This is a genomic window from Pseudobutyrivibrio sp. JW11 (assembly GCF_900115355.1).
Lineage (GTDB): Bacteria > Bacillota > Clostridia > Lachnospirales > Lachnospiraceae > Pseudobutyrivibrio > Pseudobutyrivibrio ruminis.
The window spans coordinates 244,578-258,264 of record NZ_FOWB01000002.1 but is presented as its reverse complement, the minus strand read 5'-3'; the positions used below and the strand labels follow the sequence as shown (position 1 = coordinate 258,264).

Annotated in this window: 16 protein-coding genes; all 16 read right to left on the bottom strand. The window is 36.8% G+C overall.

The annotated features are described in order from the left end of the window. Positions 1–3 precede the first annotated feature (3 nt). On the bottom strand, positions 4–1,068 hold the full coding sequence (locus BM102_RS03505; protein ID WP_090478961.1) for a tyrosine-type recombinase/integrase: 1,065 nt from the start codon (positions 1,066–1,068) through the stop codon (positions 4–6). A gap of 355 nt (positions 1,069–1,423) precedes the next feature. Further along, positions 1,424–2,347 (bottom strand): radical SAM mobile pair protein B, encoded by a 924-nt coding sequence (locus tag BM102_RS03500; protein WP_090478959.1) that lies wholly within the window; start codon positions 2,345–2,347, stop codon positions 1,424–1,426. Then, on the bottom strand, positions 2,323–3,021 hold the full coding sequence (locus BM102_RS03495) for a radical SAM mobile pair protein A (protein WP_090478956.1): 699 nt from the start codon (positions 3,019–3,021) through the stop codon (positions 2,323–2,325). The genes BM102_RS03500 and BM102_RS03495 overlap by 25 nt, the downstream gene beginning before the upstream one ends. A 65-nt stretch (positions 3,022–3,086) precedes the next feature. Next, positions 3,087–3,440, bottom strand: a complete 354-nt coding sequence (locus BM102_RS03490; protein ID WP_027424698.1) for a cupin domain-containing protein — start codon at positions 3,438–3,440, stop codon at positions 3,087–3,089. 90 nt (positions 3,441–3,530) lie between these two features. Further along, on the bottom strand, positions 3,531–3,965 hold the full coding sequence (locus BM102_RS03485) for an Rrf2 family transcriptional regulator (RefSeq protein ID WP_027424699.1): 435 nt from the start codon (positions 3,963–3,965) through the stop codon (positions 3,531–3,533). 208 nt (positions 3,966–4,173) lie between these two features. After that, positions 4,174–4,617 carry a GNAT family N-acetyltransferase gene (locus tag BM102_RS03480; RefSeq protein WP_090478953.1) on the bottom strand — a complete coding sequence of 148 codons (444 nt, stop codon included), beginning with the start codon at positions 4,615–4,617 and terminating at the stop codon, positions 4,174–4,176. 84 nt (positions 4,618–4,701) lie between these two features. Continuing rightward, the gene (locus BM102_RS03475; protein ID WP_330388577.1) at positions 4,702–5,178 is read right to left on the bottom strand and encodes a GNAT family N-acetyltransferase; all 477 of its coding nucleotides are present in this window, start codon (positions 5,176–5,178) and stop codon (positions 4,702–4,704) included. Continuing rightward, the gene (locus BM102_RS03470; RefSeq protein WP_090478951.1) at positions 5,171–5,614 is read right to left on the bottom strand and encodes a MarR family winged helix-turn-helix transcriptional regulator; all 444 of its coding nucleotides are present in this window, start codon (positions 5,612–5,614) and stop codon (positions 5,171–5,173) included. The genes BM102_RS03475 and BM102_RS03470 overlap by 8 nt, the downstream gene beginning before the upstream one ends. Positions 5,615–5,803: 189 nt before the next feature. After that, positions 5,804–7,276: a glycoside hydrolase family 32 protein gene (locus BM102_RS03465; RefSeq protein ID WP_090478948.1), complete on the bottom strand. Its 1,473-nt coding sequence runs from the start codon at positions 7,274–7,276 to the stop codon at positions 5,804–5,806. A 41-nt stretch (positions 7,277–7,317) separates the two neighbouring features. Then, positions 7,318–8,304 carry a LacI family DNA-binding transcriptional regulator gene (locus BM102_RS03460; RefSeq protein WP_090478945.1) on the bottom strand — a complete coding sequence of 329 codons (987 nt, stop codon included), beginning with the start codon at positions 8,302–8,304 and terminating at the stop codon, positions 7,318–7,320. Between the two features lie 94 nt (positions 8,305–8,398). After that, complete coding sequence (locus BM102_RS03455; protein ID WP_090478943.1) at positions 8,399–9,244, bottom strand: carbohydrate ABC transporter permease; 846 nt, start codon at positions 9,242–9,244, stop codon at positions 8,399–8,401. A 12-nt stretch (positions 9,245–9,256) separates the two neighbouring features. Beyond that, positions 9,257–10,153, bottom strand: coding sequence for a carbohydrate ABC transporter permease (locus BM102_RS03450; RefSeq protein WP_090478941.1), 897 nt, complete (start codon positions 10,151–10,153; stop codon positions 9,257–9,259). Between the two features lie 113 nt (positions 10,154–10,266). Further along, entirely contained in the window at positions 10,267–11,625 is a 1,359-nt protein-coding gene (locus BM102_RS03445; RefSeq protein WP_090478938.1) for a sugar ABC transporter substrate-binding protein, read from the bottom strand. 234 nt (positions 11,626–11,859) lie between these two features. Continuing rightward, positions 11,860–12,720: a flavodoxin family protein gene (locus BM102_RS03440; protein WP_090478935.1), complete on the bottom strand. Its 861-nt coding sequence runs from the start codon at positions 12,718–12,720 to the stop codon at positions 11,860–11,862. A gap of 118 nt (positions 12,721–12,838) precedes the next feature. Further along, positions 12,839–13,207: a zinc ribbon domain-containing protein gene (locus BM102_RS03435; RefSeq protein ID WP_090478933.1), complete on the bottom strand. Its 369-nt coding sequence runs from the start codon at positions 13,205–13,207 to the stop codon at positions 12,839–12,841. A gap of 13 nt (positions 13,208–13,220) precedes the next feature. Continuing rightward, a complete protein-coding gene (locus BM102_RS14660; protein WP_033154823.1) occupies positions 13,221–13,436 on the bottom strand; it encodes a hypothetical protein in 216 nt (71 codons plus the stop codon). Positions 13,437–13,687 lie beyond the last annotated feature (251 nt).

Below are 13,687 nucleotides of genomic sequence, written 5' to 3'. Positions count from 1 at the left end.
TTTTTATGTATCTTTTCTTCGGAAATCTACTGCGTTACGGGCCTGTCGTTTGTGCTCATCTTCAATAGCAGCATAGTAGTCGATAGTTGTATTAATATTTTCGTGGCCTAGTACATCAGCTACAAGCCTGATATCGCCGGTTTCACGATAGAGGGCAGTGCCATAGGTGCTTCGTAGCTTATGAGGCGTGATTTTTTTGTTTGGAACCACTATTTTGGCGTATTTCTTAACAAGATTTTCAATTGCATCTACACTAATTCTTTTTCCTTGAAGGGAATAGAAGAGAGCAGTTTCATGGCCTTCTACAGGATTTATATATTGGCGTTCGCCATTTATATAGTCTTTTAGAACGTCTGCAACCTCCTGATTGAAGTAGATAACGTCCTGTCCGCCTCCCTTTCGAACGATTGTTAAAGAATTAACATGGAAATCTACATCATTTAAATCCAGGCCATTACATTCACTGACACGGATTCCTGTATTTAGCATCAAAGTAAGGATTGCAAGGTCGCGGCCACGTGTTTTTTGATTATACATGCGTTGACGCTCAGATGTATAGGCGGTTCCGTTATCAATGGCGTCTAGAATTGCTTGAACCTCATAATTGTTCATTCTAATGATGTTTTTGTCTTTTTTGAGCTTTGGCAATTCAACTGTAGCCGTTGGATCATCGTCAATATTGTGTCTGGTATAGTGATACTTGAACATACCACGTAATGGGGACATTTTACGAGCGATTGCTTTTTTATCATTTTCGTGTTGTTCACCTACAACATTTAATTCTAAGTAACGTTGGTACTCAATAATATCATCAGCTGTAATTTTATTTAAAACGCCGTAATCAATTTTTTTGAGGTTTGAACCATCAATTGTAGGGTTGGAGGCTCCTAAAAATCGAAAAAAAGTTAATAGATCATAGGAATATGAAATTAAGGTGCTAGGCTGAGTTGTATGTTCCTTAGAATAAATATAATCAGCAGCACACTTAGGAAGCTGTGAGATTAACTCACGTAATTTGATTTTTTGATTCTTTGTTTTGTCTTTATAGAACTGTGAATCTTTACCCATATTGTAAATCCTCCCAAAAATTTGAAAAAACAGGGGATAGATAGAAAGGCCGTGTTTTCGGGCTTTTTCAATACTATCTATCGGATAAACAGATATTTAACCGATAGATACATTTTACTCTCTTCTGCGATTTTTATCAAGTGGTATCGTTAAATGATAAGTAACTTTTTAATGTAAATGCAAATTTCTTAAACTTAATGCAACATTATAGAGGTAAAAGCAAAACATACATTACTGTTACATTTAGTTCTGGAAATAATATGCATAAATAAAGGAGCTAAACCAGCTCCTTATAGTATGTTTATTTAGTTAGACAAACTTGAATTTGTGCGATTAACTTCCGGTTTTTCTTCCATTAAGGATTATGTATTACATTTCTCTTTCCACTATTGGAAGTTCCTCTTACTTCTTCGTGGTAAAAGTAATCTACGATTGTTGGATGTCCTTTCTCTACTCTCTCATACGGAGTTTCATTATCAACAAACCTGCAATCATACTTTTTAGCCAGCTCTTCTGCTTCCTTTTCCAGTGCTTCAAAATAGCTGCGGTTCTTTTTGTTATAAATTTCGTCATACAGCGGCACCAAATCCGGATGTTTATCGGAAATGTATTTCATGATATCTGCCTTAAAACCTCCGCGAAGATTCAGATTCTCAAGCCATACAAGGTCACACTGATCTTTTGTCCTGTCTATGATTGCTTCTATATCGGTAATCCCTGGGAACACGGGTGAAATGAAGCAAATTGTACGAATGCCTGCCGCATATACCTCTTTCATTGCAGCAAGCCTTCTTTCTATGCTTACTGCCGCATCCATATCATCTTTAAACTCTTCATCGAGAGTATTGATTGACCATGATACTGTAAGTCTGCTATTTTCATTGATCTCTTTTAGCAGATCCAGATCTCTTAGTACAAGGTCTGACTTTGTGCAGATAAGTATGTCCGCACCACTGTCCTTTAGTTCCTCCAGAAGTCTTCTTGTATTTTTATATGTTTCCTCTAGCGGATTATAACCATCCGTAACTGTTCCAATAATCACCTTCTGGCCGGCATACTTCTTTGGATTCTTTATTTTAGGCCAGTCTTTCACATCCATGAAGGTTCCCCATTCCTCCGTATGCCCTGTAAAGCGTTTCATAAAAGATGCGTAGCAGTATTTACAGGCATGGGGACACCCCACATAGGGATTCACCGAATATCCTCCAATAGGAGTATTCGATTTTGTCATTACACTTTTTGTTTCTATATGATTTACTTTGATTTCTGTTTGTTCCATATTCTCTGTTCCTCCAGCACTTTGTTAAAAGCATCCGGCATTTCCTGTATCATTTCTTCTCCCATAATCGGAACAAGATCTTCTTTCCAGAATACAGGAATGTTCAGTTCATGAGCCTGTTCTGTCAATGAATAAACCCACCCGGAATCTGTTTTAACAGTCCTGCTCTTTGCACCTGTCATGGTTCCCACCACAATCCAGTCAATGCCTGTAAGATTAACCCTACCCGGATCATCGAACAAGGGCTCAAAGGTAACATGATATTTTTTTGCCTTCACATTGCTCCGAAGTGCATCAATACGCCATAACTCAGACTTTCTCGTAACAGTAACGCCAAACCACGCATTATCAAGATCTGTTTCAAAAGACAGAAGATCCGGTCGTTTGGTAAGAAAAATAAACTGGTGCTGAGGATTCTCTGCTATCTTTTTAAAGACTTCCTCTCTCCATTCCTCATGCCAGCCCGAGAGATCGCTCATGCCTGTCAGCAGAAAATTCTGCGGTTTTTTCTTTTCCATCATACGAAGCTTGCCTTGAAAAAACTGTGGCTTTTCAAAATCATCTATGATGTGATAACGCCTCGTATTGTTTCTGGCATAGCAGTACGGACATCCAACAGTGCACCCTATGACAAGATTCATGTTCTGAATCTGATCTTTAATACAAATACTCATAGCTCTCCACATAAAAAGTTATGGACATCTGCTTGCAGAAATGCCCACAACTTTAAAACTCATACTTACTCGATTACTGCATCGTCGGCGGTATACGCTTCAAGAGAACCTGCCTTCACCTGGATACAGGCATAGCTGATCTCAGAATCATCTGCCGCGAAGAACTGTCTTTTTCCATCCGGCGCAATACGCACGATATCACCGGCAGAAAGCTCTATATCCTCACCGTCAACTACCGCTTTTCCCTTGCCGGAAAGAATGATGTAAATCTCTTCATTGGTCTTATGATAATGAACAAAAGGAACACTCGCACCTGCCGGAAGATGGTTGATGCTGATCTCAGCCCCTGTAAGTCCCAGCTGATCATGAAGTTCAGTTCTCGGATCGTTTGCAACACTTACCTTACTATAGTTAGACATTTCTGATACCTCCATTTGTTGTGATATTGATTGATACAACGGAAGTGTACCACTGCCACGTTGTGATGTCAAGTGTTACAACAAAACTTTTTAAGATTCTATCAGCTTGTTCGCATCCGCCATTACATCAGCTATGGTTATTCGCCGCATTTTATCTTCCATGGCATTCTGTATTTCTTCAAGCCTGTGATCCATGATCCTGTGAATGTTCCGTCCCACAGGGCATAACTCATTCGGATTCTCATGGAAATGAAACAACTGTCCATTTTCGACAGGCTCCACGGCATTGTAAACATCCAGAAGCGTTATCTCCGTCAAGGATTTCTCTATATCGGCACCGCCGCTTCCCCGCTTCACTGTTACAATCTCCGCCTTCTTCAGCTGCTGCAAGAGTCTTCTGATTACCGTCGGATTTACATTTGCGCTGGACGCAAGAAATTCACTGGTGATTTTATGGTCATTCTTAAATGTTTCAATTGCTATAAGCACATGAACCGCTATTGTAAATCTGCTTGAAATCTGCATTCTGACACCTCCATCGACTCTATCTTAAATCATTTTCGTTGTAGTTACAATAGTCACAACAAGATACTATTTTTCCGTTCCTGTCAACTAAAAAAGGCTACCACATTTTTTGCAGTAACCTTTGTAAAATCATGGTATATCTGTAAGCATTGTGTCACTCCTACAAACAACGATTTTTCAATGTTTTTATATTTGATTATATTAAGCCCTATAATACTATTCTCATAGATACCGTTCCATTTTCACAGCCTAATTCCTCAAACTCCATACGCTTATATAATTCATAGGCTGTTTTCATTACTTCTGGTTTAGTAGTAAATGTCAGTTGGTCATACCCAAGCATTCGCGACTTTTCTATCATGGAATTAAGTAGAACTCTTGCATACCCTTTCCCACGATACTCTGGTTTAATAAACAATCGTTTTCCTTCGCAGGTTGTGACATCTACTTTTTTTATAGCTATACAGCCTACAGGTTTACCATTTTCATAACCAATGAGAATTGCTCCACCCTTGTAAAAATTATTTAAATCGGCCAATTCTTTATCAAAAGAAACAAAGCATCCTTCGGCACCTTTTATCTGAGAATACTCAATGAATAATGCTTTTGCCACCTCAATATCATTACATTCTTTTACATCAAAAGTTCCCAATTCTTGTTATCTCCTTCTAATTAATTTTCTGCATAATAACTTCCACTTAATTTAATCTACATATTATGATAATATCTCTCCTTCTTATGAAGCTCTATACTCCATCAGGGTTGTATTCTGCCATTCTCCAAATCTGTCCTTCGCGATTCTTTCTCTATATCCTATTTCTCTAAAACCACACTTCTTATGTAATGCTATGCTAGCCCTGTTAATAGAGATTATTGCCGAATATATACTCCAATATCCTGCTTTTTCTGACCCCTTAATCAACTCATTTACAAGAGCAGTTCCAACGCCGTGACCCCTGTACTTTTGATCCACATAAATGCTCATTTCAACGCAGCCCTTATAAACGCTTCTGCTTGATGTTGGACTGATTGCAACCCAACCGATTACCTTTCCTTCGTCCTCATAAACAAATCTGCAATCCCTAATATGTCCCTTATCCCATTCTTCGAAACTAGGACACTCTGTATTAAAGGTTGCTGTACCGCCTTCCATTCCCTGCTTGTAAATCTCTGATACTCTTTCCCAGTCACTATCCATCATCTGTCTAATCACAACATTTGTCCTCCACTTTATTGCATGCTTCATTATATAGTTTTAAAGCCTCAAGAACCTGATCTTGCTTATCCTTCGGGATTTTTGAGAACACATCTTTAAACTTCTCATACATGTCATTCTCAATCTTATTAAAACGAGCCTCTCCCTCTTTTGTCAGAGTAAGCACAACACATCTACGATCTGTTTTAGAAGGTTCTCGAATGACAAAACCTTTTTGTACAAGTTCCTCAACAGACCTACTTACCGCACTTTTATCAAGTTTCAGTATCCTCGCCAATTCTTTTACGCAAATACCCGGGCTACGTCCAATCTCAACTACAAGAAAGCACTGAGAAGTAGTAACTGAGCATTGGCAACAATCCGTAGTGTTCAAATTATCAAGATTACGCTCCAGATCTCTGGTATATTCTCGAAAAACTTTTACTTTATCCATAGTCGAACCTCCTTTTAAATATGAATGATAATCGCATTAGTTGCATATGTCAACTAAATCTTTATATAAATTTAGACTAGTACTATCTTTTTTAGTAAAAACACAGAGGTGGAAATTCACTTTTTAGCGAATTTCCACCTCTGCTTTATATATGAGAATTATGAAGAGTGAAAATGACTATATTTTTGGTTACAGCATCAAATCCCATTTAGTAATATCCATATATGCTTCAGATGTCGCCTGGAATGTAATATCTGTTGCTTGAATAGGTGTATAAAAGGTACTTGTAAGCACACGTTCACCTTCATTGAGGAAGATTTCTGAACTGTAACGGTCTAATAGAATCCGTAGCTTCAATTTATAAGGGGTTGTTTCAACATCTCTTACATTGAGAATGTCGCAGTCAAATCCACAGTTATTTCTATCAAATCGTAATAATCCACTGTGTGGAAAATACTGTATTATAGTCTCATTTTCATGGTCTTTTGCAAAGGCAATTGTAACCACATCATTGGTTGTTGCCTCTGGCATTTGTAAGCAAATATCCATATCAAGAATTCGCCCATTAATACCGTCCAATTGCATAGGCTCCTTGAATGTCACACCTTGATAAGATACTCGATTATCACGATACTTTTCTAATTCCTTAACAGGCTTCTGCAAAAGCCTTCCATCTTTAATAGATAACTCTCTTGGTATTGACATAGTTCCAAAGAACTTATTGTCATGGGGTTGATTTCTACTTGATTCCCAAGATTGCATCCAGCCTATAAGTATTCTTCTGCCATCAGGTGTCTCCACCGTTTGAGGAGCATAAAAATCAAGCCCCTGATCAACGCTTTGAACGCTCTCACGTTCAAATTTGTGTTTCTTTTTATTGTAACCACCTAAAAGACATATAGAATTATTTCCATTATGAAATTCTAATTTCTGAGCTCGCATTTCCTGAGGTGAAACTAACAAAACCTGTGTATCATCCAACGAAAAGAAATCTGGGCATTCCCACATTTTTCCATATTTATTATCACTACGATCCAAGGTTGTTACATATTCCCATTGCTTCACATCATGACTTTGAAATAATAAGATGGCTCCGCTGCCATCCTCGGTTCTATTTCCCACGACCAAATAATATAATTGATCGTCCTTGTCGTACCAGATTCTAGGATCTCTAAAATCCGCTCTGCTACCACCCTCTGGGAGCAACGAACCATCTATAACAGGATTCTTTTCAAGCTTTATATAGTCAATACCATCTCCCACAGCTAAGCACTGTGTCTGGGTAAATTCTTTTGTTTGAGGATCCTCAACTACGCCTGTGTACATCAATGCATGAGTTCCGTCATCTAACTCTACAGCACTACCAGACCAACAACCAAAATCGTCATACTCTTGATCTGGCGCCAATGCGGCTGGCAAATATTCCCATTTAATAAAGTCTTCTGTGCATGCATGCCCCCAATGCATTGGTCCCCAGCTAGTATCATATGGATAATACTGATAAAATAAATGGTACTTTCCCTTATAATAGGAGAATCCATTAGGATCATTCATCCATCCGACTCTAGGAGTAAGGTGAAAGGCTGCTCTGTCACTTACATTGACTTTAGCCTCCTCATGTAGTTCATACTCTCGTGCCTTAATTAATGATTTACTATTCATAAAAACTCCATTATCGTTTTTATAAATTTGCCTAAATCAGATTAGTTAATAGCTGTTGATTGATCACGATGTAAACTAACAGATAAATGTACATCACTACTGTCAATAGTTTTACCGTTTATTAAATCCATCATAATATTCACTGATTGCTTGGCCAAATCATCAATAGGCTGACATACAGTAGTCAATCCAGGGCTAGCCAATCTACTAATTTTTGTTCCATCGTAACCTACTACTTTTAGCCTTCCTGGAATATCAATTCCCAGCTCATGAGCTCTTTTCATAGCAGACATCACCGTTAAATCCGTTCCAAATATGCCATCTACATCAGGATATTTTTCGAAGAATTCATATGCATTTCTTTCTGCTGTTGCTTCAGATAAATCATTCATATCTGTAATAATTTCCTGATAACCAAGTCCGTGTTCACGGATTATTTTTTCGAATACGTCGTGTCTTAATGACGCTGGTGAATCCATGTTTGAGGAGCCACGAAACTGTAGTACATTTTTACAGCCAGCCTGTATTAATTCCATGGCAGCAAGGCGTCCACCTTCCTTATGATCTACTGACACGCATGGTATACCGCGACCAAATGTATGATCTAAAGCAACAATAGGACGATTGATATTAAAATATTCTTCATTAGTAACAGAGTGAGTACCGCAGATTATACCATCAACCATATTGCGTTTTAACATATCAAAGTACTGTAGCTCATAGCTTTCCTCTGACCATGTATTGCAAATCATAGCTTTATAATCATGTGCGAGCAGCTCTACTACCAGTTTATCAACAAATTCTGCAAAAAAAGGATGAGAAATCTGAGGGATGATAACTGCAACTATACCTGTTCTTTTATAATATAAATTTCTAGCAATTTCATTTGGGGTGTAATTAAGTTCACGGATAGCCTCCATAACCTTTTGCTTTGTTTCCTCTTTTACATACCCATTTTCACTAAGTACACGAGATACAGTTGCTACACCTACTCCAGCTTTTTGCGCAACATCTCTAATTGTCGCCATAATTTCTTACCCTTTCATTTGGATATTTTAGTTTAAGATATCTGTTTTTGGGCAAATTTTCAAGTTAATTTATTGCTTTTATTATATTTATTTTTTATCCTTTTATACCCGAAGATGCTATACCTTCAACGTAGTATTTCTGCATAAATATGAACATAACTATCATAGGAATTGCAGATAATACCAGTGATGCCATGATAGCACTATAATGTACAGGCTGTGTTCCAAAAAATGACTGAACTGCAAGCTGTATAGTGCGATTTTCCTTACCTGTCATTATTAAGAATGGCCACATGAAATCATTCCAATGAGCCACAAAATCCAAAATAAATACTGTAGCATATACCGTTTTTGATATAGGCATTACAATGCTAAAGAAAGTTCTGATTGGTGAACTACCGTCAATTGAAGCTGCTTCCAATAAATCATCAGGAATATCCTTGAAAAAGTTGTAAAACATATATATTGAAAAGCATTTTGCAATTGATGGAACTACCAATGCTGGCATTGAATTTACCCAACCTAGCTGTGACATTTCAATGTACATTGGAAGCAAAATTGCCTCCATTGGCATTACCATTAATGCAACTACAAAGCTAAGAATTAGCTTTCTTCCTTTGAAACGAAATTTTGCCAATGCATATCCGCATATTGAATTGATTAATAAATCAAATACTAAAATAAGCAAAATATATGTGATAGTGTTCTCAAACACGTTCATCAAATCAACTCGTCTAAAAACCTCAATAAAGTTATCAAAGCTTGCATCTTCAGGAACAAAAGTCTGTATTGAATTCATGTTAGCAAATATTTTTGCTTCTGGTTTTAACGATGCTGAAATCATCCAAATCAAAGGAGAAACAAAGATAATTCCAATTATTGTATTACCAGCATAGAATAGAATTTTCTGAAGTGCCTTCTGTGCTTTTAAAGATTTCATAAGCTACTCCTTTCATTCTTCTGATGTTATTTTTTGCAAAATTAATGACATTGCCACAACAATCACAAAGAATACAGCTGCAACTGAACAGGCATATCCAAAATTTCCTTTTTGAAATCCCTGGGTGTAGATATAATACACCATGGTTTTGGTGGAATTTCTTGGACCTCCCTGTGTCATTACATATGGCTGTGTGAATAGCTTCATCGCCTGAATCATAGTAATCATAATGACATACTTAATTGTTCCTTTAAGATTTGGTATTGTGACAAACCAAAACTGTTGCCAAGGTGTTGCACCATCAACTGAGGCAGCTTCGTATTGATCTCTTGGAATGCCCTGCAATCCTGCAAGAAAGATCATCATCTGGTAGCCTGCTCCTTGCCATGCAGACATAAAGATGATTGAATTCATCGCTGTTCTCTCATTGGTCAAAAAGTTAATTGGTTCAAGACCAAGATTTAATAATAACGCATTAATTAATCCAGTATTAGGATTAGAGTTGTATAAAACAGTCCAAAGAACAGCAATTACAACCATAGATGTCAACTGTGGACTGAAATACATAGTTCTAAATATTGCTACACCTTTAAATTTTTTAGATACTAGCATTGCCAATATCAATGCTAATGCACATTGGACTGGCACAACTACAATAGTGAAATAAAAAGTATTTTTTAATGAAATCCAGAAGTCAGAATCAGTAATCAATTTATGATAGTTTTCAAAACCAATGAATGTTATATCGTTTGGTCTCATAACTTGATACTGGAATACTGAATAGTACACCGTATATATAATCGGTACAACCAAAAACGCTATCAGTAATGCTACTGCAGGCAATGAAAAAACATATCCAGCAATTCGTTCATCCCGTTTTCTTCCAGACATTTGCTCTGTTTTTGCCATCGGTATTGCTCCTATTTTTCGAATTCCTTTACTGCTAAGCCACTAACTATGCTATATAAAAGTCGCACCATAATTGATGCGACTTTTAATATAGTATCATCAAGCCTTACTAATTAATTTGCGTAGTAAGTGTTATAATCTTCAGCAAAACTGTCTGCTACAGAATCTAACTGTTCTTTAATGTATGATTCATCAACAGCTTTTGTCGAAGCAGCCTCTGAGAAGATATTTGACATTGCTTCTGCATAATCTGTTGAGAAAGTTGCATATGATGGAGTTCTTGGACGAGGAGCAGCTGAATTCTGAAGCTGTTCTACGAATAAAGCTCTTGGTCCTTCTGCATAAGAAGCCATACATTCCTCATCATAAGCTGATGCTCTAGTTGCAGGCTTAGCAATTGCATCTGCATATGAAGCAACATTTTCTGTATTCATTAACCATTTAAGAAACTCACCTGTAGCCTCTACATTCTCGCAATCCTTTGAAATAGCTGCTGACCAGTCTCCACATGGAGAAACAGCCTTATGAGTATCATCAGCAACTGGATAATATGTTACGCCCCAATCGAAAGTTGCATTAGCCTCAAGTGTAGCTACATCCCATGAACCACCTAACTCAGTAGCGCATGCGCCATTTAAGAATTCATCTGTAATAGGATCTACATTTGCATAACCCTTTGCAATTAGGTCTGCAAGAAATGCTGTTGTCTTTACAGATTCGTCACTATTTACATAGCCATCTGCTGTAGTTCCATCATCTGAAATATAGTCCTTACCTTCTGAAATATACATTGGCTCAAGAGCATAAGGAATACCCTCGCCGTGGTCCATAATAATATGTGTTCCTACATAATTATCTGTTGTACATTTCTCAGCAATTTCTGCCATTTCTGACCATGTTATTGGATTATCTATAGTTCTTGAATCCAAATCATCAGTATCAACACCACATTCCTTTAACAAATCCTTGTTGTAGTAGAATGCTACACCAGACTGTGTTGCTGATATTGCATATAATTCTCCATCATATGTACATTGAGCCTGTGTTGCAGGATCAAAATCATCAATACTATCACTAAAATAATCGGTGATTGGAACAATAAGTCCATTAGCTGCATAGTATGAAACCTGTGGTCCGTCTACAAAGAATATTGAAGGAAGGCTATTTGATGTTACAGCTGTTGCGATTTTATTATCATATGCATATGAATCTGAACGATCAATCGCCTCACGAGCTGCCTTCATGTCTGGATGAGCTGTGTTCCATTCGTCAATCTTTTCTGCCCACCAATTCTCAATAGATTCTTTATCACTTGGTGACCAAATAGTAATTACGGCATCTTCCATATCACCTTGTGTTGCGCCTTCAGTACCTGTGCTTGCATCTCCACCTGTAGATTGTGAAGACCCACACGCCATAAGAGATGAAGCCATCATAATGGCAAGACCTGAGCAAAGAATTTTTCTTTTCATTTTTTCTCCTCCTAGTGTAAAAACATATATGGAACCCGTTCCATATCCCCTCAATAAAAAACGCAGCCCGGTCCTGCGTCATTATATTATTATATGGAACCCGTTCCATATTTTCTATGCTTATAAATTACACCAACCATTATGGTATGTCAATTAAGGTTTGCTCAAATACTACACAAAAAAATACTCCCCATTTTATGCATTATTCTCTCATAAATGGGGAGTACCAATATTCTACTCGTTTAATTCAAGAGAAAGCTCCTGATATAAAAGTGGTATTTTTTCAGAACGCTTTTGCCCTTCACTATCAAGTAGTGATGCAGGCTGTTCACCATATTTGGCGACATATAAGAAAGGGGTAGGGCCACCATCATCTATAGTGGCATAATAGTGGGCATTGCATACAGGACAATTAAAAGGTCCTAGATTTCCATATCTTCCTTCATTAGTTTTTATGAGAATCTCATTATTACATTCTTTGCATGTATATAGATAGGCATAGAACTCTTGGTTTATTGTTACAGATGGCCTATTTTTTACTGACTCTTTTATTTTTTCAAGCTCTGATTTTTTTGTTTCATATTCGGCACTCTTTTGTATTTCCTTTTCTTCGTTGAGTTTTTTTATAAAAGCAACAAGCATATCGCCTTGCTTATAGTCATAATTTGTTAGAGGATCTATAAGTACTAAAGTAGCCTCAAATTCTTTAATTCCAATACATTCTTTAAGCTTTTCAAATGCTTTTTCTGCACCAGCACCACTTTGGCAGGCAAAGGCTGCTATTTTTTTACTAGCTAAACTAGGTGTATTTTTAATAAATGTTCTAAGCGGTGGTGCAAAGTTACTTGCCCATACTGGAAAACCAAAGACTATACGTTCATAATCGTCTATATTTATAGAGTAAGGCTCAAGTTCAGGAGTTTCAGCCATGACAGCACTTTTACCGCCCCAAAAGAATTTTTTAAATCCTTTATTGGGATATTCTTTTTTAGGAACTAACTCTAGTACGTCAGCGCCAATACCTACACGAAGTTCTTCAGCGACATATCTAGTATTGCCCTCCAGCGAAAAATAAACTATTAGTGTTTTGCACATATTAATTATTCCCCCGTTAAAAGTATTTTAATATTCAGGCCATATATCACCTGTTTTTAATCCCTTATTTGTTAGCCATGAATCTCTTCTACTGTTAAATAGGATTCATTATTTTCATTTAAAACCTCATTCCGCATTTAGGGCAAAAATCAAAGTCTTCAGCTGTCTCGTAACCACAGTTATTGCAGTGTTTGAAGAAGCCTCTACCATTGCCTACTTTAGTGAGATCTTGAGGATTGATTTGTAGGTCTTCTCCTGAAGCTATTCGCTTACCCATTTCAGGATTAAGTTCATATACACTGCCACAGCAGCTCATCTGAACATAATATCTTTTATTCCATTTAAAAGTTGGGATAAAGAAAAGAGATAGAACTGTATAGAGCATGAAAACCTGATATCTTCCATATTTCCCACAATTATCGCATATGACAGTCTGGCTAAAGTCAAAGTCTTTGCGACCATCAGTAATTCCCATAATAAAAAACATAACTATTCTTCCTTTAATATATCTTTTCAATTTCTTCTGTGATGCCGTAAATCTTTTTAAATGATGCTAGGTCTTCTTGATTCTTTATAAGCATTACTTCTTCAAAAGCACCGGTGGAAAGATCCCTAAATCCAGCTACCTGCTCACCTGTGCATATGCTAGCTTTAATAATAGGTTTCTTTGTGGTTTTATCATATCTAACGAAATCTTTATATCTAAAATATTTTATTAGTAATGAAATATCTATTGTCCATAGAGATAAAATAAAAATAATAATATCCAAAATGAGAAATAATATGCCTTTGCTATCATTCAAGTATTTATAATACCCAAGAGTTAGAAAAAACATAATTGGTATAAAAGGAATCAAAAATAAAAGATTTAAAGGGTTCCAGAATATTTCAGCTGGATTGTAATCACTATATACTACTATTGTTTTTCCAAATTTATTACATATATATTTTTCAGATCCTTTGTATT

Coding starts and splice junctions, on each gene's coding strand:
- BM102_RS03440 (WP_090478935.1), bottom strand. CDS start 12,720: ATGTGCAAAACACTAATAGTTTATTTTTCGCTGGAGGGCAATACTAGA.
- BM102_RS03460 (WP_090478945.1), bottom strand. CDS start 8,304: ATGGCGACAATTAGAGATGTTGCGCAAAAAGCTGGAGTAGGTGTAGCA.
- BM102_RS03435 (WP_090478933.1), bottom strand. CDS start 13,207: ATGTTTTTTATTATGGGAATTACTGATGGTCGCAAAGACTTTGACTTT.
- BM102_RS03470 (WP_090478951.1), bottom strand. CDS start 5,614: ATGGATAAAGTAAAAGTTTTTCGAGAATATACCAGAGATCTGGAGCGT.
- BM102_RS03495 (WP_090478956.1), bottom strand. CDS start 3,021: ATGAGTATTTGTATTAAAGATCAGATTCAGAACATGAATCTTGTCATA.
- BM102_RS03505 (WP_090478961.1), bottom strand. CDS start 1,068: ATGGGTAAAGATTCACAGTTCTATAAAGACAAAACAAAGAATCAAAAA.
- BM102_RS03455 (WP_090478943.1), bottom strand. CDS start 9,244: ATGAAATCTTTAAAAGCACAGAAGGCACTTCAGAAAATTCTATTCTAT.
- BM102_RS03490 (WP_027424698.1), bottom strand. CDS start 3,440: ATGTCTAACTATAGTAAGGTAAGTGTTGCAAACGATCCGAGAACTGAA.
- BM102_RS03445 (WP_090478938.1), bottom strand. CDS start 11,625: ATGAAAAGAAAAATTCTTTGCTCAGGTCTTGCCATTATGATGGCTTCA.
- BM102_RS03500 (WP_090478959.1), bottom strand. CDS start 2,347: ATGGAACAAACAGAAATCAAAGTAAATCATATAGAAACAAAAAGTGTA.
- BM102_RS03450 (WP_090478941.1), bottom strand. CDS start 10,153: ATGGCAAAAACAGAGCAAATGTCTGGAAGAAAACGGGATGAACGAATT.
- BM102_RS03465 (WP_090478948.1), bottom strand. CDS start 7,276: ATGAATAGTAAATCATTAATTAAGGCACGAGAGTATGAACTACATGAG.
- BM102_RS03485 (WP_027424699.1), bottom strand. CDS start 3,965: ATGCAGATTTCAAGCAGATTTACAATAGCGGTTCATGTGCTTATAGCA.